Source organism: Bradyrhizobium elkanii USDA 76 (assembly GCF_023278185.1).
GTDB classification, from domain to species: Bacteria; Pseudomonadota; Alphaproteobacteria; order Rhizobiales; family Xanthobacteraceae; genus Bradyrhizobium; species Bradyrhizobium elkanii.
On sequence record NZ_CP066356.1, the window covers coordinates 49,284 to 65,093 of the forward strand.

Annotated in this window: 16 protein-coding genes; 11 read left to right on the forward strand and 5 right to left on the reverse strand. The window is 65.0% G+C overall.

Going from position 1 to position 15,810, the window contains the following annotated elements; genetic code table 11:
• The first annotated feature begins 37 nt into the window (after positions 1 to 37).
• The 5 genes from JEY66_RS00260 (at position 38) to JEY66_RS00280 (ending at position 3,202) form a co-directional block, all read left to right on the forward strand.
• Complete coding sequence (locus tag JEY66_RS00260; protein ID WP_016841508.1) at positions 38 to 616, forward strand: NADPH-dependent FMN reductase; 579 nt, start codon at positions 38 to 40, stop codon at positions 614 to 616.
• A 6-nt stretch (positions 617 to 622) separates the two neighbouring features.
• Positions 623 to 1,333: an orotidine-5'-phosphate decarboxylase gene (gene pyrF / locus JEY66_RS00265; protein ID WP_026192051.1), complete on the forward strand. Its 711-nt coding sequence runs from the start codon at positions 623 to 625 to the stop codon at positions 1,331 to 1,333.
• A 21-nt stretch (positions 1,334 to 1,354) separates the two neighbouring features.
• A complete protein-coding gene (locus tag JEY66_RS00270) occupies positions 1,355 to 1,651 on the forward strand; it encodes a DUF1330 domain-containing protein (RefSeq protein ID WP_016841510.1) in 297 nt (98 codons plus the stop codon).
• A 71-nt stretch (positions 1,652 to 1,722) separates the two neighbouring features.
• A complete protein-coding gene (gene dapB / locus JEY66_RS00275) occupies positions 1,723 to 2,535 on the forward strand; it encodes a 4-hydroxy-tetrahydrodipicolinate reductase (protein ID WP_016841511.1) in 813 nt (270 codons plus the stop codon).
• A 43-nt stretch (positions 2,536 to 2,578) separates the two neighbouring features.
• Positions 2,579 to 3,202, forward strand: coding sequence for a 2,3-bisphosphoglycerate-dependent phosphoglycerate mutase (locus tag JEY66_RS00280; RefSeq protein WP_026192050.1), 624 nt, complete (start codon positions 2,579 to 2,581; stop codon positions 3,200 to 3,202).
• A gap of 131 nt (positions 3,203 to 3,333) precedes the next feature.
• On the opposite strand, the gene JEY66_RS00285 is transcribed toward JEY66_RS00280, so the two are convergent.
• The gene (locus JEY66_RS00285; protein WP_016841513.1) at positions 3,334 to 4,230 is read right to left on the reverse strand and encodes a methylated-DNA--[protein]-cysteine S-methyltransferase; all 897 of its coding nucleotides are present in this window, start codon (positions 4,228 to 4,230) and stop codon (positions 3,334 to 3,336) included.
• Between the two features lie 108 nt (positions 4,231 to 4,338).
• Entirely contained in the window at positions 4,339 to 4,899 is a 561-nt protein-coding gene (locus JEY66_RS00290; RefSeq protein ID WP_016841514.1) for a DUF2244 domain-containing protein, read from the reverse strand.
• A gap of 22 nt (positions 4,900 to 4,921) precedes the next feature.
• On the opposite strand from JEY66_RS00290, the gene nth reads away from it, so the two are divergent.
• From nth to JEY66_RS00320, 6 genes are all read left to right on the forward strand, one after another.
• Positions 4,922 to 5,707: an endonuclease III gene (nth, locus tag JEY66_RS00295; RefSeq protein ID WP_026192048.1), complete on the forward strand. Its 786-nt coding sequence runs from the start codon at positions 4,922 to 4,924 to the stop codon at positions 5,705 to 5,707.
• A 105-nt stretch (positions 5,708 to 5,812) separates the two neighbouring features.
• On the forward strand, positions 5,813 to 6,964 hold the full coding sequence (locus tag JEY66_RS00300; RefSeq protein WP_038374062.1) for an HlyD family secretion protein: 1,152 nt from the start codon (positions 5,813 to 5,815) through the stop codon (positions 6,962 to 6,964).
• On the forward strand, positions 6,951 to 8,579 hold the full coding sequence (locus JEY66_RS00305; protein WP_016841517.1) for an MFS transporter: 1,629 nt from the start codon (positions 6,951 to 6,953) through the stop codon (positions 8,577 to 8,579). The genes JEY66_RS00300 and JEY66_RS00305 overlap by 14 nt, the downstream gene beginning before the upstream one ends.
• 153 nt (positions 8,580 to 8,732) lie before the next feature.
• Complete coding sequence (locus JEY66_RS00310; RefSeq protein WP_026192047.1) at positions 8,733 to 9,785, forward strand: type III polyketide synthase; 1,053 nt, start codon at positions 8,733 to 8,735, stop codon at positions 9,783 to 9,785.
• On the forward strand, positions 9,782 to 10,294 hold the full coding sequence (locus tag JEY66_RS00315; RefSeq protein ID WP_016841519.1) for an isoprenylcysteine carboxyl methyltransferase family protein: 513 nt from the start codon (positions 9,782 to 9,784) through the stop codon (positions 10,292 to 10,294). The genes JEY66_RS00310 and JEY66_RS00315 overlap by 4 nt, the downstream gene beginning before the upstream one ends.
• A 62-nt stretch (positions 10,295 to 10,356) precedes the next feature.
• Positions 10,357 to 11,859, forward strand: a complete 1,503-nt coding sequence (locus JEY66_RS00320; RefSeq protein ID WP_016841520.1) for a DHA2 family efflux MFS transporter permease subunit — start codon at positions 10,357 to 10,359, stop codon at positions 11,857 to 11,859.
• Positions 11,860 to 11,956: 97 nt separating this feature from the next.
• On the opposite strand, the gene JEY66_RS00325 is transcribed toward JEY66_RS00320, so the two are convergent.
• The 3 genes from JEY66_RS00325 to JEY66_RS00335 all read right to left on the reverse strand — a co-directional run bounded on the left by JEY66_RS00325 (position 11,957) and on the right by JEY66_RS00335 (position 15,708).
• Positions 11,957 to 12,709, reverse strand: a complete 753-nt coding sequence (locus JEY66_RS00325; protein ID WP_016841521.1) for a sulfate transporter family protein — start codon at positions 12,707 to 12,709, stop codon at positions 11,957 to 11,959.
• A gap of 104 nt (positions 12,710 to 12,813) precedes the next feature.
• Positions 12,814 to 14,226 carry an MFS transporter gene (locus JEY66_RS00330; RefSeq protein WP_018269307.1) on the reverse strand — a complete coding sequence of 471 codons (1,413 nt, stop codon included), beginning with the start codon at positions 14,224 to 14,226 and terminating at the stop codon, positions 12,814 to 12,816.
• Positions 14,227 to 14,418: 192 nt separating this feature from the next.
• Positions 14,419 to 15,708, reverse strand: a complete 1,290-nt coding sequence (locus JEY66_RS00335) for an IS4 family transposase (protein WP_209910253.1) — start codon at positions 15,706 to 15,708, stop codon at positions 14,419 to 14,421.
• Positions 15,709 to 15,810 lie beyond the last annotated feature (102 nt).

Below are 15,810 nucleotides of genomic sequence, written 5' to 3' on the forward strand. Positions count from 1 at the left end.
TCGCGCCGGGCGTGCGACGAATACCTGCGATTTCAAAATGTCCGCGCTGAAAATCCTCGTGATCCCCGGATCGCTTCGGTCAGGCTCGCTCAATGCGAAGCTCGCCGCCGTGCTGGCGTACGAACTGGCGCAATCCGGCGCCGACGTCACCCGCATCTCGCTCGGCGATTTTCCGCTGCCGATCTATGACGGCGACCTGCAGGCGAAATCCGGCGTGCCGCAGCATGCCGTGAATCTGAAGCGGATGATCGGCGCCCATCATGGCGTGCTGATCGTGACGCCGGAATACAATTCCTCGGTGCCGGCGCTGGTGAAGAACACGATCGACTGGGTGAGCCGCGTGCAGGATCCGCATGAGGTGCGAGGTCAGGTGTTCCACGGCCGCGCGTTCGCGATTTCAGCCGCATCCGGCAACCGGCTCGGCGGCACCCGCGCGCTGGCTGCGCTGCGGCTGATCCTGACGGCGTGCCACGCCACCGTGATCCCGAACCAGCTCGCGCTGTCATTCGCCGAGCAGGCCTACGACGATATGGATCATCTGAAGCACCAGGCCGACATCGACACGATGCGCGCGCTGGTGCGGCAGCTGATCGACCATTCCCAACGCATGATGTGAGGTGACATGCAGCCAGCCAGGATCGCTCCAAGAGACCGGTTGATCGTGGCGCTCGATCTGCCGTCCGTCGCCAGCGCCGAGGCGATGATCGACCGGCTCGGCGATGCCGTCACCTTCTACAAGATCGGCTATCAGCTCGGTTATGCCGGCGGCCTTTCGCTGGCGACGCAGCTTGCAGGCAGCGGCAAGAAGGTCTTCCTCGATCTGAAACTGCACGACATCGGCAACACCGTCGCGCGTGGGGTCGAAAGCGTCGCCGGGCTCGGCGCAACCTTTCTCACCGTGCATGCCTACCCGCAGACCATGAAGGCAGCGGTCGAGGCCCGCGCCGGCTCCGGCCTGAAAATCCTCGCGGTGACGGTGCTGACCTCCTACGACGACACCGACCTGCATGCGGCGGGCTATCGCCTCAACGTCTCCGATCTCGTCGAAGCGCGCGCCAAACAGGCGCAGGCGCTTGGTGTCGACGGCCTCGTCAGCTCGCCCGAGGAGGCCGCCGCCTTGCGCAAGATCGTCGGCGATCAGATGAACCTGGTGACGCCGGGCATTCGCCCGGCGGGCTCGGCGACCGGCGACCAGAAGCGTATCATGACGCCGGCCCGCGCCATCGCCGCCGGCGCCGACTATCTGGTGGTCGGACGTCCGGTGCTGGAAGCCGCCGATCCGAAGGCCGCAGCCGAAGCCATTCACACCGAGATCGCCCAGGCGCTTGCCTGAACAACAAGAGGGAGAACAGAGATGGCGAAGGGATACTGGATTGGACGCGTCGACGTTCACAATGAGGAGGGCTACAAGCCCTACATGGCGGCCAATCCTGCCATCTTCCAGAAATTCGGCGGCAAGTTCATTGTGCGCGGTGGCAAGTTCACCGGCGTGGAGGGCCAGAGCCGCTCGCGCAACGTCGTGATCGAATTCCCCGATTACGCGACCGCGCTCGCTTGCTACCAGTCGCCGGAATACCAGGCCAACGTCAAGGTGCGGCAGCCGCATTCGATTGCCGACCTCATCATCATTGAGGGGCACGACAGCCCGTAGCCCTGATCGCGGGTGGCCGGTTCGGTTGCCGGAACAGCCTTGGCTCGCTATATCGCGTGGAGAGGTGAGCCATGGCTGACATGCGTCTGATTGTTGCGGGAGCCGGCGGCCGGATGGGCCGCACGCTGACGCGGGTGATTTCCGAGACCCCGGGGGCGGTGCTGGTCGGTGCGCTGGAAGCGCCGGGCTCGGAGCTGCTCGGCAAGGATGCCGGCGTGCTCGCCGGCCTCCCCGCCAATGACGTCAAGCTGTCGGCCGATCTGTGGTCGATGTCGGCCGGCGCCGACGGCATCCTGGATTTCACCGTGCCGGCCGCGACCATCGCCAATGTCGCGATCGCGGCCGAGCGCGGCCTCGTTCACGTCATCGGCACCACCGGCATGTCGCCGTCCGACGATGCGGTGATCCGCAGCGTGACCAACCGCGCCATCGTGGTGAAATCAGGCAATATGAGCCTCGGTGTCAATCTGCTCGCCGCGCTCGTCAAGCGAGTCGCGCAATCGCTCGACCAGAGTTTTGACATCGAAATTCTCGAGATGCACCACAAGTCCAAGATCGATGCGCCGTCGGGCACCGCCTTGATGCTCGGTGAAGCTGCGGCCGCGGGACGCGGAATCGCGCTCGACCAGCATTCGGCGCGCGGTCGCGATGGTCTCACCGGCGCGCGACGCGCGGGCGATATCGGCTTTGCCTCGTTGCGCGGCGGCACTGCGGCCGGCGATCACAGCGTGATCTTTGCCGGCCCCTCCGAGCGCATCACGCTCTCGCACCATGCGGAAGATCGCGCGCTGTTCGCGCAGGGCGCGCTGAAGGCGGCGCTGTGGGCGCATGGCAAGAAGCCCGGCATGTATTCGATGGCCGACGTCCTCGGGTTGAGCGACTGACGCCGCTCGACGGAAATCCAGCTAAGCGAAAACGGAATCTGAAATGAGTGATCGTCTTCTTGTGCTCGTTCGTCACGGTCAGAGCGACTGGAATCTGAAGAACCTGTTCACCGGGTGGAAGGACCCGGATCTCACCGAGCAAGGCGTCAACGAAGCCAAGGAGGCCGGCCGCAAGCTGAAGGCGCAGGGCCTGTCGTTTGATGTCGCGTTCACCTCCGATCTCATCCGTGCCCAGCACACGCTGAAGCTGATGCTGGAGCAGATCGGCCAGACCGGTTTGCCGACCACGAAGAACCTCGCGCTCAACGAGCGCGATTACGGCGAGCTCTCCGGCCTCAACAAGGACGACGCCCGCAAGAAGTGGGGCGAGGATCAGGTCCTGATCTGGCGCCGTTCCTACGACGTGCCGCCGCCCGGCGGCGAAAGCCTGAAGGATACGCTGGCGCGCACGCTGCCCTATTACGTGCAGGAGATCCTGCCCGGCGTGCTGCGCGGCCAGCGCACGCTGATCGCCGCCCACGGCAATTCGCTGCGCGCGCTGATCATGGTGCTGGAGAAGCTGACGCCGGAGCAGATCCTCAAGCGCGAGCTCGCGACCGGCGCGCCGGTGATCTATCGGCTCAATGCCGATTCCACCGTTGCATCGAAGGTCGATCTGGCAGGCTAAACAACGCTCAACCGCTCAACCCGTCATCCTGAGGAGCGCGAAGCGCGTCTCGAAGGATGCACGGCCCGGCTGGTGGCCGTCGACCCTTCGAGACGCGCTTCGCGCTCCTCAGGGTGACGGGTAACGGTTGCTTAGTGCAATCCCACTTGTCCCGCTTCCCAGCCCAGCATCGCCTGCTTGCGGGTGATGCCCCAGTGATAGCCGGTCAGCGCGCCGCTCTTGCCGAGTGCGCGATGGCAGGGCACCACGAACGACACCGGATTGCGGCCGACTGCCGCGCCGACCGCGCGTGAGGCCTTCGGGCTGTTGATCTTGCAGGCGATGTCGGAATAGCTGACCGCGCGGCCCATCGGGACCTTGAGCAGCGTCTCCCACACCCGCACCTCGAAGTCGGTGCCGATCAAGACGACGCGCAGCGGCTGGTCCGCCCGCCACAACCTTGTATCGAACACGCGCTGCGCCAATGCGGTGGTGCCGTCGGTGTCCTCGACATAGGTCGCGTTCGGCCAGCGCCGCTTCATGTCGGCGAATGCGGTCTGCTCGTCGCCGTGGTCGGCGAAGGCAAGCCCCGCGAGCCCGCGATCCGTTGCGATCACGATCGCGGTGCCGAACGGCGAGGGGTGGAAGCCGTAGCGCAGCGTCATGCCGCCGCCGCCGGTCTTCCATTCGCCCGGCGACATCGCCTCATGCGTGACGAACAGGTCGTGCAGCCGTCCCGGCCCTGACAGGCCGGAGTCGAGTGCCGCGTCGAGCACGCTGGCGGAATCGCGCAAGAGGTTCTTGGCGTGGTCCAGGGTCAGCGCCTGCATGAAGGCCTTCGGCGTCAGCCCGGCCCAGCGGCGGAACAGATGGTGCAGCTCATCCGGCGTGACGGCGGCGGCATCGGCCATCGCCTCGATGGTCGGCTGTGTGCGCCAATGCTCCGAGATGAAGGCGATGGCGCGCCGAACCGAGTCATAGTCGCGCAGCGCGGCGCTCTGGAGGCCTGGCTTGGCCAGGCGCTGGTCGTGTATGGCGAGTGTCATCATGGTGTCTGATTTAGGAGCCATGGCGCGTCCAAACCACCCGATTTCTGACAAAGCATGATCCGGAAAAGTGGAGACCGGTTTTCCGAAAAGATCATGCTCAAACAAGACCTAGGCGATGGGGTTGTAAGTCGGACCGCGTTTCGCGGCGTTGAGCGCCGCCGTCAAGGCTTTGGAAAAACTGGCCTTTTCGTCCGGTCCCAGGAAGCTGCCAACGCTGACCCGGCGACCCCGGGAGACCAGATAGAGTCGCTCGATGCCGAACTCCTCATGCGAGATCTGTTCGAACCGCACCCAGAGCGGATTGAGCACCCATTCCGCCACATGACCGCGATGGCTGATCCTGCGCAACCGCAGTTCCGACGGCGTGACAGTGATTTCCTCGCTCGCCTTGGCGGTGCGGAAATTGACCTTGAACGCCCAATAGATCACCAGCGCGTCGAGGCCGAAGAAGCCGAAGATCGGCCAGGCGCCGAGCCACCAGAACACTGCGCCGGCGATGAAGCTGACCGCGGTGACGAACGACATCAGCACGATAAAGCCGGTGCGATTCAGCGAGCGGTGCGGCGTCAGCAATGCCGAGAACAGTTTGGGCTCGGCCTCAGCGGCATCAGCCGCAAGGTCATCGGCCATGAGGTCTTCGCCCGGATCAAAGTCGTTGCCTGCGGTCATGACGTATCAGTATATCCGGTTCATGGCCAAAATCATCCGCTCTCAACGCGCCAGCACGTCAAGCGTTCGCTCCGCACCGAAGAAGAAAGCCGCGAAAGCGGCAACGCTGCTGCCCAAACCCGGGGCAAAGAAGGCGGCCAAGAAGGCCGCCAAGCGAACCGCAAAGCCCAAGCCATGGACATCGGAGGAGGTCTACGAGGCTTTCGACCGGTTCCGCAAAGCCAATCCCGAGCCCAAGGGCGAGCTCGAGCACCTCAACCCCTACACGCTGCTGGTTGCGGTGGTGCTGTCGGCGCAGGCGACCGATGCCGGCGTCAACAAGGCGACGCGAGCGCTGTTCGCGGTCGCCGACACGCCGGAGAAGATGCTTGAGCTCGGCGAAGACAGAGTGCGCGACTACATCAAGACCATCGGGCTCTATCGCAACAAGGCGAGGAACGTCATCGCGCTCTCGCAGAAGCTGATCGCCGAGTTCGGCGGCGAGGTGCCACGCACGCGCGCCGAGATCGAGTCGCTGCCCGGCGCCGGCCGCAAGACCGCGAATGTCGTGCTCAACATGGCATTCGGCGAGCACACGATGGCGGTCGACACCCATGTGTTTCGCGTCGGCAACCGCACCGGGCTCGCGCCCGGCAAGACGCCGCTCGAAGTCGAGCTGGGATTGGAAAAGGTGATCCCGACCGAGTTCATGCTGCACGCCCATCACTGGCTGATCCTGCATGGCCGCTACACCTGCCTCGCCCGTGGTCCACGTTGCGACGTATGCCTGATCAACGATCTCTGCCGATGGCCGGAAAAGACCGTCTGAGGCATGATCGCCATCATGTGCTATCAGAGCGTTTTCGAGCGAAGTGGATACCGGTTCGCGCGAAGGTTTGTCGGCTGTTCCGGTGCGTGATTGAGGGAGTGAGGTGTGGCAGAGCAGGTTGAAGGTGGTCCGTCACCCGCCAGCCAGACCGCGCCTGCTGTAACGGCAGCACCGGCCAAGCCGCAATCAGTAGCAAGCGGCTTCTGGAGCCGTTTCGCGATTCCGCTGTTTGCCGTGCTCATTGCGCTGGTGTTCATCGCGGTGGCGACCAGTCGCTGGGATGCCTGGGTCGGCAGCGCCACGATCCAGACCACCAATGATGCCTATGTGCGCGCCGAATTGACCCAGCTCTCCAGCCGCGTGTCGGGCGAGGTGCTCACCGTCGCCGTCTCCGATTTCCAGCGCGTCAAGGCCGGCGATCTCCTGGTGCAGATCGATCCGGCCGACTATCAGGCGCAGGTGGCGCAGGCCGAGGCCGGCGTGGTCGGTGCCCAGGCCGTGCTCGACAACCTCAACAACCAGGTCGAGCTGCAATATGCGACCATCGCGCAGGCCGAGGCTGCACGGCTGTCTGCAGAGGCGCAGCAGACCCTGGCACGCCAGGAGGAAGAGCGTCAGCAGTCGTTGTCGCAAACCGACGCCGGCACGCGGCAGCGGCTCGAGCAGGCGACCGCATCCTACGCCAAGGCGGAGGCCGACGTGCGCGCCAGCCGCGCGGTGATAGCGGCGCAGCGCCATCAGCTCGAGGTCTTGCAGGGCACCAAGAAGCAGCGTGCCGCCGACCTCGACGCCGCCAAGGCGCTGCTGGCATCGGCCAAGCTCAAGCTTGGCTATACGAAGATCGTCGCGCCGTTCGACGGCGTCACCGGCGAACGCCAGGTGCAGCCAGGCGACTACGTCAACATCGGCGCTAATCTGATCAATGTCGTGCCGCTGCCGAACGTCTATGTGATCGCCAACTACAAGGAGACCCAGCTGACCAACGTCAAGCCGGGCCAGCCGGTCGAGGTGACCGTGGATACGTTCGCGGGCCAGAAGCTGCGCGGCATCGTCGAGCGCATCGCGCCGGCGAGCGGATCGCAATTCGCGCTGCTGCCGCCCGATAACGCCACCGGCAATTTCACCAAGGTGGTGCAGCGCATTCCGGTGCGTATCCAGTTCGACAAGGGCCAGCCATTGCTCGAGCGCCTGCTGCCGGGCATGTCGGTCGTCACGCGGATCGACACCGGCGAGGCGGTCGCCAATGGCGGAAAGTGACGACCGCGACCGTGGTCCGGTCTCGCGCGGCGACGTCGCGCGCTATCCGCTGTTCGCGGTCGTCGCCGTGCTGCTCGGCGCGTTCCTGGCGAATTTCGACAGCCGCCTGACCTCGGTCGGCCTGCCCGATTTGCGCGGTGCGTTCTCGCTCAGCTTCGACGAGGGCGCCTGGCTCTCGACGGCTGCGATCGGCTCGCAGATCTTCGTCGCGCCTGCGGTGGCCTGGCTTGCCACCGTGTTCGGCCTGCGCCGGGTGCTCGGCATTCCGAGCCTGGTCTATGCGGTGGTCTCGCTGACCATCCCGTTCGTGCGCGACTACACCATGCTGATCACGCTCAGCATCGCCCACGGCATGCTGCTCGGCACCTTCGTGCCGGCGACGCTGATGATCATCCTGCGCAATTTGCCGATCCGATGGTGGCTGCCGGCGATCGCGATGTATTCGATCCGCGTCGGCTTCGCGCTCGATTCGTCGAGCTCGCTGGTCGGCTTCTATGTCGAGCATCTCGGCTGGCAGTGGCTGTATTGGCAAGGCGTGGTGATCGCGCCGCTGATGGGGCTGATGGTGTATCTCGGCACGCCGAACGAGCCGGTCAACCGCGACCTGCTGCACCATGCCGATTGGGGCGGCATGCTGCTGCTCGGCGCCGGGGTGTCGATGGTCTATGCCGGACTGGATCAGGGCAACCGGCTGGACTGGCTCTCGTCGGGCACGGTGATGGCGCTTCTGATCGGCGGCGGGCTGTTGATCATCGCCTTCATGATCAACGAGATGGTTGCGCGCCGGCCCTGGGCGCATTTCAACGTGCTGTTCTCGCGCAATATCGGGCTCTCGCTGATCGTCATCCTGCTGTACACGCTGACCAGCCTGTCGAATTCGTCGCTGGTGCCGAACTTCCTCGGCACTATCGGCGCGCTGCGGCCGGAGCAGTCGGGCGTGCTGCTGTTCACCTACGGCGCGCTGCCGATGTTCGTGCTGGTGCCGATCTCGATTTTGCTGCTGCGCCACTTCGATCCGCGTATCGTCGTGGTGCTCGGCTTCTCGGCATTCGCGGCGGCCAATCTCTGGGGCACGCAGCTGAGCCATGTCTGGGCGCGCGAGGATTTTGTCGGCATCGTCCTGCTCACGTCGATCGGGCAGGCGTTCACGCTGCTGCCGATCATCATCATGGCGCTGTCGAATTCCGATCCGTCGCGGGCGACGGCGTTCACGGCCTATATCCAGATCATGCGCCTTGGCGGCGCCGAGATCGGCGTCGCGCTGATGGTCACCTGGCTGCGGGTCCGCGAGCAGATCCATTCCAACTACCTCGGACAGCATGTGCAGAACGGCGATATCGACGTCGTGAACCTGCTCAAGCGGCTGGCAGGTGAATTTTCCGGCCACGGCATCGGGACAGCGACGGGGCGCGCCGTCGGCACGCTGGCGGCGCTGGTGCAGCGCGAGGCCAACACGCTCGCCTATATCGACGGCTTCTGGCTGTGCTTCTGGCTTGCGATCCTAGCGCTGGTCCTGGTCGCCTTCATCACGCGCGCGCCGCAGGGCCCGTTGTCGCCGGCACCGCTTGGCTTCGTGAAGAACGTGATGCGCAGGCTGGGCGCCGCCGCTTCCTGATTTGCGAGGAAGGCGCGGATATCGCCGCCGGGTCAATTTATGCCGGGTCAATTTATAGTGAATGCGGCGCTCGCGCTATGTCGCAGGCGTGTTGAAATATTTTGCTCATCGCGCGGTTCCAAGAGCGGGGGAAATGGAGCCACGATGATCGAAATGAAGCAGACGGCCGCGCTTGTTTCCCTGGCGACGGCGGTTCCACCGCATCTATTCCATCAGGGACAGGTCCTGCAGGCCGCGCGCAATCTCCTCGCCGACCGCTACGCCGAATTCGAGACGCTCTCCAGCCTGTTCGCCAACACCGGTATCCAGCATCGCTACGGCGTCAAGCCGATCGAATGGTATCTCGAACGGCGCGGCTGGCCGGAGCGAACGCGGGCGTTTCTCGAGGGCGCGGAGACATTGTACGTCGACGTGGCCCGCAAGGCGATTGCGCGCGCCGACCTGACCGGCGGGGACATCGATATCGTGGTCACGGTGTGCTCGACGGGAATAGCCACGCCGTCGCTGGAGGCGCGCGTCGCCGGCAAGCTCGGTCTGCGGACGGATGTGTCGCGCGTGCCGGTGTTCGGCCTCGGCTGCGCGGGCGGTGTGTCCGGCCTGTCGATCGCGGCGCGGCTGGCCGAAGCGCGGCCGGGAGCGAACGTGCTGCTGGTTGCGCTCGAGCTCTGCACGCTCGCGGTCCGGCACGACGAGCTCACCAAGGCAAATATCGTTGCGGCCAGCCTGTTCGGCGATGGCGCGGCCGCGATCGTGCTGCGAGCCGGGGACGGTGGTGCGACGCGGATCGAGGCGACGGGCGAAAAGCTGTGGCCGGATACGCTCGACATCATGGGCTGGACGGTCGATCCGGAGGGATTCGGCGTGGTCTTTCAGCGAACCATTCCGGATTTCGTCCGCAACCATGTTGGTCCGGCCATCGCCGAAATCCTCGCGCGGATGCAGCTGACGGCCAATGACGTCGACCGCTTCCTCTGCCATCCCGGCGGCGCCAAGGTCATCGCCGCGCTGGAGCGGGCACTCTCTCTCGATCAGGGCACGCTCGATCACGAACGCGACGTCATCGCGGCTTGCGGCAACATGTCGGGCCCGACGGTTCTCTTTGTTCTGGAGCGAGCCTGCGCCAAGGGATTGCCGCCGCGCTCGCTGCTCACGGCGCTCGGGCCGGGCTTCACGCTCAGCTGCGTTGCGCTCAGGCACGCGGCGTGAGCTTCGCGTCGGTCATCCTCGCGCTGGTCACGCTGCAGCGTCTCGGCGAGCTCGTGCTGTCACGTCGCAACACCGAGCGGCTTCTCGCGCAAGGCGCGGTCGAGGTCGGCGCCAATCACTACCCGCTCATTGTCCTGGTTCACGCCGGCTGGCTGACCGCGCTGTGGATCTGGGGCCGCAACCAGGACGTCAATCTGGCCGCGCTGGCGGGTTTCCTAGTGCTGCAAGGCTTGCGGGTGTGGATCCTCGCCGCGCTCGGGCCGCGATGGACCACGCGAATCGTCGTGCTGCCGGGCGCGCCGCTGATCGCATCCGGGCCGTACCGATATTTCCCGCATCCAAACTACGCCGTCGTGGTTGGTGAAATCGCGCTGCTACCCCTCGCGCTGCACCTGCCGCGATTGGCGCTGATCTTTACCCTCGTCAATCTCGCGATGCTTGCGCTCCGGATTCGGGTCGAGAACCGCGCGCTCTCCGTCTCCGACTGGCCACGCGCAAGCACGCCATGAGCAAGGGGGCGGATCACCGAACCGACGGCCCATCGGCTGCAACCTGGGCCGGCTTCCTCCTGATGTGCTTCGGCATGTTCATGGCGATTCTCGATATCCAGGTCGTCGCAACCTCGTTGCCGACGATCCAGCGCGCGCTTGCGATCTCGCCGGCGGCGATGAGCTGGATTCAGACCGCCTATCTGATCGCGGAAGTGATCGCGATCCCGCTGACCGGCCTGTTCACGCATGCGCTGTCGTTGCGATGGCTGTTCGCGCTTGCCGTGAGCCTGTTCACCGTCGCGTCGGTCGGCTGCGCCCTCAGCGGCGGTTTTGCGGCGCTGCTGGCGTTTCGCGTGCTGCAGGGATTTTCCGGCGGCGTCCTGATCCCCGCGGTGTTCTCCGCCGTGTTCACGCTGTTCCCGGCGCGGCTTCATCCGGTGGCCACCACGATCGGCGGCGTCGTCGCGGTGCTCGCGCCGACCGTTGGACCCGTCGTCGGCGGCTGGATCACGCAGACCTGGTCGTGGCCATGGCTGTTCCTGGTCAATCTGGTTCCGGGAGCGGTGGCAGCCGTGGTCACGCCGTTGCTGCTTCCGAAGGAAGGCGTGCAGCTTCGCGCGTTTGCCAGACTGGATAAATGGTCGCTTGTCCTGCTCGCGGCGACGCTCGCAAGCTTCATGATCGGTCTGAAGGAAGCGCCGCAACGCGGTTGGGCCGCGATGCCTTGTCTCGGCCTGCTGATCGGAAGCATTACCGGGATGGCGCTGCTGATCCGGCGCACGCTCCGCGCGGCCTATCCGATCGCGCAATTGACGCTTTTCAAGCGGCGTCCGTTCGCGATCGGTTGCGGACTGAGCTTTTGCCTCGGCATTGGCCTGTATGGATCGACCTATCTGATGCCGGTATTCCTCGGTTTCGTCCGCCGCCATGACGCTTTCGAGATCGGCACCGTCATGCTGGTCACGGGAGTTGCGCAGCTCGTCGCGGCGCCGCTTGCGGCGATCCTCGAAAGCCGCATCGGCGCGCGGCGGCTGACCGGCGCGGGCTTCGCCTTGTTCGCGCTCGGCCTCGGCTGGAGCGCCATTCAGCCGCGTACGGCGGATTTTGCCGAGATGTTCTGGCCGCAGGTCGTGCGCGGCGTCGCGATCATGTTCTGCCTGCTGCCGCCGACGCGCATTGCACTGGGCGCCCTGCCGGAGGCGGAAATTGCCGACGCCAGCGGACTGTTCAACCTGATGCGCAATCTGGGCGGCGCGATCGGGATCGCCCTGATCGATACCATCCTCTATGCGCGAAGCCCGATCTATGGCGAGGATTTCCGCGTGCGCCTGCTGGCGGGGGATGTCACCGCGGCGCAGGCGATCGGGCTCGATCCGAAGTTGCTGATCGATCGCCCGCCGGGTCTGCCGGACGACGCGACGGTGGCGTTCATCCGGCCGTTGGTCGAACGAGCGTCGCTCGCACTCACCGTCAACGAGGCATGGGCGATGCTCGCCTGCGTGGCGATCGTCGGACTGCTGCTCGTGCCCTTCGCAAGCGATCGGGTACCGGCATCGCTGCCGGCGCTTCCGGATACCACCTAGAGCGTTTTCGAGCGAAGTGGATACCGGTTCGCGTGAAGAAAACGCGTCAAAACAAGAATCTAGAGCCCGTTCCGATTCCATCGGAACGGGAAAAGCTCTAGACCGAGGACACGTTGGTTCGCCGCGCCGGCTCGATCAGCTCGCGCCGCGGGCCTGACAGCCGCTTGTACATGTGCACCATGAAGGCCATGCCGAACAGCGGCGTCGCCAGATTGACGATCGGGATCGAGACGAAGGCCGCGATGAACAGGCCCGCGGTAAAGACTGTCGCCGCGTTCTCCTTGCGCATCGCCTTGGCGTCATCGGGTGAGCGGAACCGCATCGCCGCAAGCTCGAAATATTCGCGGCCGAGCAGCCAGGCGGTCGCGATGAAGAAGATGATGAAGCCTGCGCCCGCGAACAGCACGAACGGCAGCGCGACGAGGTAGACCAGGATCGTCAGCAGCGCGGTCTTGACGCCCTCGATCGTCGCGAGCGTGACCGGCAGCGCCACGCCGGGATGGTCGGCCGGATAATGCTCGCGCTCGACATGGTCGGCGACGTCGTCGACAAACAGGCTCGCCACCAGCGAGGTGATCGCGGGCATCAGGAAGATGCCGCCGAGCACGACGCCAAGGCCCGCCGAGATCGAGACGATCCAGGACAGCACGTGCAGCGTGGAATGGAAGTTGGGGCCGAGCATGCCTTCGGCCCAGACCTCGCCTGTGTCGGCAAACCAGCTCAGCAGCCGCTGCAATCCGATCGCCAGCACGGTGATCAGCACCAGCGCAAGCCCGATCGAGCGCCACAGGATCGAGCGCATCGGCGGCGACAGGATTTGCGAAAGCGCCTTGACGGCGGCGGCTAACATGACTGGGTTACCTCTGCACAAATGACCCGCGAGAGGTAGACACCCAATATGGCTTCGGCAAGTGCCGTTTGTGCCGCGGTGCGAGCGTTTTCGAGTGAAATGCTCTAGGCGTCGAGCGGCCTGCCGCGGACGTTCGGTCCCCAGACACCGATAGCAATGATCACGATGACCATCGCCGCGGTGATCAGGCCGAATACCCCGCCGGCGCCGGCCTCCTTCAGCATGAACGCCACGATGAAGCCGGAGAAGGTCGCGCTGAGCCGGCTCATCGAATAGACGAGGCCCGCGGCGCGCGCCCGGATCGCGGTCGGGAACACCTCGGTCTGGTAGGCGTGATAGGCGTAGGACAGCGTCATGTTGGCTCCCGTCACCAGCACGCCGCTGGCGATCAGCAGCACCGGCTCGGTGAGCTGCGAGAAAGCGAGGCCGAACACCGAGATCGCGGCAGCCGCGCCGCAGATGATCCATTTGCGCTCGAAGCGGTCGGCGAAGGTTGCGGCCAGGAGCGGCGCGAGTGGATAGGCGAAGGCGATGATGAAGGAATATTGCAGGCTCTTGGTGACGTTGATGCCCTTTTGCACCAGCAGCGCCGGCACCCAGTTGGAGAAGCCGTAGACGCCGAACGCCTGGCAGAGATTGAAGATCATGAACAGCACGACCAGCGAGACGTAGGGCGGCCTGAACAGGTCGGCATAGCCGGTCTCGACCGGCGCACGAACTGGTGCGGTTGCGACCGCGGGGGCAGGACGCGGCGCAGCCGTCGGCGATGCGGCCTCGAGCGTCCGCATGATCCTCTCGGCCTCAGCGGTGCGGCCATGGCGGGCCAGCCAGAGCGGGCTTTCCGGAACGTAGAGCCGCAGCACCCAGATGATCGTGCTGGCGGCGGCGCCGATCAGCACCACCCAGCGCCAGCCGTCGATGCCGTGCGGCGAGAGCGGCACCAGCCACCACGACAGCGCGGCGACGATCGGCACTGCCGACAGCATCACCGCCTGGTTGATCGCAAACGCCCGGCCGCGCATCCAGCTCGGCACCAGCTCGGTGATATAGGCGTCGATAGTGATGACCTCGATGCCGATCCCGATCCCGGCGATGAAGCGCCACAGCAGCAGGCCGCCCGGTGTGGTCTGGCACGCCATGATCACCGATGCCGCGGTGTAGAACAGCAGCGACCAGGTGAAGACCGCCTTGCGCCCGAAACGATCGGCTAGGAAGCCGAGGCAGAAAGTGCCGATGAACAGGCCCGCAAAGGTCGCCGCGACGAAGGCGCCGATGCCGGAGAAGCCGAAGAACGCCTGCGTCGTCGTGGTCATCAACCCGCTCCGGGCGAGGCCCGGCGCGATATAGCCGGTGAAGAACAGATCGTAGATTTCGAAGCAGCCGCCGAGCGAGAGCAGGATCACCAGCCGCCAGACGTAGCCGGACGTGGGCAGCGCCTCGAGCCGTCGCGAAATCTCGTCGGATCCGCTTGTCTTGTTGGCGAGATCGATCGCAGTGTCGACGTCGACGGCGCTCATTCTGGTCCTCCTGGGGGCTCCCGTGGCCGCCCTGCTTGCGAGGGCGTACGCATCGCCCATGTTTGGCAGTGGGCAGCCAGAAATCCAGACCAACATATCGAAGGGATCGTTCGATATTTTCGAACTCAGGGGGAAAGGTTGCTTTGATTCACCTGTCAAACGGCTTGTTCAACTGTCGTCCCTGCGAAAGCACTAGGGCATGCACATATCTCTGAGGCTCCATCCTGCTGCGACGGCCAGGAAGTATTCGAGGCCATTTTTGAAGGTGATGGGGCCTGGAGGTTTAGACGACGGGTAGCCGTCCCAACCGCCAAGGCGGCCGATGATCCAGGCTGCCCAGGTGAGGCTGTCGGGCGGATGTGGGTTTTTCAGTCGCTTGCTCCTGGCCTCGAGTTTCCGGTTGAGGGCGGCAAGCGCGTTGATCTCGTTGTCGTTGAAGGCAACGCGAATGGGCTGCTGACCGCCATCGCGCGCTTGCAGAAGCTGGATGGTGATGACGGCTGCCTTGGCGGCGATAGCGACCAGTTTGAGGAGACGATCGGCGGTTCCGATCTGGCTGTCTTCGAGCTTGAGGCCTTGCGTCTTCAGGACGCGGAAGAACTGCTCGATGATCCAGCGCTGCTTGTACCATTCGACGATACGCCAGGCGTCGTCGACGGTGGCGATCTCGTGAGAGGTGATCAGACGCCAGTGCAGCGGCTCTGCGCCGGGCCCGGCATTGATCTCGCACACGTCGACCACCGCCAGCGGCAAGCTTTTCGGCAAATGGCGCAGGAACTTGCTCTGCGGGCGGGCAAGCTCGATTGCGCCAAAGCGGAGTTCGAGATGGGCCTGACGTGCCGGTCGCGCCGCGCGCGCAGGCAGTTGGATCGCCCTCCGATCCACCACAGGCATGGCGTCGGTGGCCTCATACAGGCCGGTGCGGTCGGCAAGCTTGCGATCATGCATGCTGCGCGCGATGACATGGAAGTGCTGCTCGGCCGAGCTGGCATAAAGGGCAAAGATATCGCTCTCGCGATCACCGAGGACCGTCACCGTTCCGGCAGCGGTGAGCAGCGGCTTGGCCGCAATGGCGGTGGATATCCAGCGTTGCGATTCCTTGTCAGACAAGTCACGTGCGTCATGCGTCGTGGTGCGACGCCCCTGGCGCGTCCATACCTGCCCACTCAAAAGTCCAAGACAGCTGCCATCGTCGGCATCCACGGCCAGCAGCGGATGCAGCAGCACGCCGTGGTTATTGCCCTTGCCGATTTCGCCGAGCCCGCGCCGGCGTTGCGGCGTGGTGTTGAAGTGGATCTCGCTGGTGTCCTGGATCGCCAGCACATGGCGGCCCTCTACCGCGGCAACCGTGCTGTCGCCCCAGCTTTCGATGATCCGCTCCGCCGTCACCTTGTCGTGGCCGAGAAAGCGGTTGAACCGCACCTCCAGCGCACGATCACCCCTGGAAAGCCGCCGCAGGCAGACCGTCTTGCCCGCAACCATGCGTTCGACGAGCGCCGCCCCCCTTTATCGAGACGACGATCCCCGAACCGTCCTAACGTCCAGTCAATTCGTAACAACACCCGACACCCCCGTCCAACCTGG

What these genes read in the sequence shown, in the direction of transcription:
- JEY66_RS00280 (WP_026192050.1), top strand. Translation starts at nt 2,579, where the DNA reads ATGAGTGATCGTCTTCTTGTGCTCGTTCGTCACGGTCAGAGCGACTGG.
- JEY66_RS00285 (WP_016841513.1), bottom strand. Translation starts at nt 4,230, where the DNA reads ATGATGACACTCGCCATACACGACCAGCGCCTGGCCAAGCCAGGCCTC.
- JEY66_RS00325 (WP_016841521.1), bottom strand. Translation starts at nt 12,709, where the DNA reads ATGTTAGCCGCCGCCGTCAAGGCGCTTTCGCAAATCCTGTCGCCGCCG.
- nth (WP_026192048.1), top strand. Translation starts at nt 4,922, where the DNA reads ATGGCCAAAATCATCCGCTCTCAACGCGCCAGCACGTCAAGCGTTCGC.
- JEY66_RS00270 (WP_016841510.1), top strand. Translation starts at nt 1,355, where the DNA reads ATGGCGAAGGGATACTGGATTGGACGCGTCGACGTTCACAATGAGGAG.
- JEY66_RS00330 (WP_018269307.1), bottom strand. Translation starts at nt 14,226, where the DNA reads ATGAGCGCCGTCGACGTCGACACTGCGATCGATCTCGCCAACAAGACA.
- JEY66_RS00305 (WP_016841517.1), top strand. Translation starts at nt 6,951, where the DNA reads ATGGCGGAAAGTGACGACCGCGACCGTGGTCCGGTCTCGCGCGGCGAC.
- JEY66_RS00320 (WP_016841520.1), top strand. Translation starts at nt 10,357, where the DNA reads ATGTGCTTCGGCATGTTCATGGCGATTCTCGATATCCAGGTCGTCGCA.
- pyrF (WP_026192051.1), top strand. Translation starts at nt 623, where the DNA reads ATGCAGCCAGCCAGGATCGCTCCAAGAGACCGGTTGATCGTGGCGCTC.
- JEY66_RS00260 (WP_016841508.1), top strand. Translation starts at nt 38, where the DNA reads ATGTCCGCGCTGAAAATCCTCGTGATCCCCGGATCGCTTCGGTCAGGC.
- JEY66_RS00335 (WP_209910253.1), bottom strand. Translation starts at nt 15,708, where the DNA reads ATGGTTGCGGGCAAGACGGTCTGCCTGCGGCGGCTTTCCAGGGGTGAT.
- JEY66_RS00310 (WP_026192047.1), top strand. Translation starts at nt 8,733, where the DNA reads ATGAAGCAGACGGCCGCGCTTGTTTCCCTGGCGACGGCGGTTCCACCG.
- dapB (WP_016841511.1), top strand. Translation starts at nt 1,723, where the DNA reads ATGGCTGACATGCGTCTGATTGTTGCGGGAGCCGGCGGCCGGATGGGC.
- JEY66_RS00290 (WP_016841514.1), bottom strand. Translation starts at nt 4,899, where the DNA reads ATGACCGCAGGCAACGACTTTGATCCGGGCGAAGACCTCATGGCCGAT.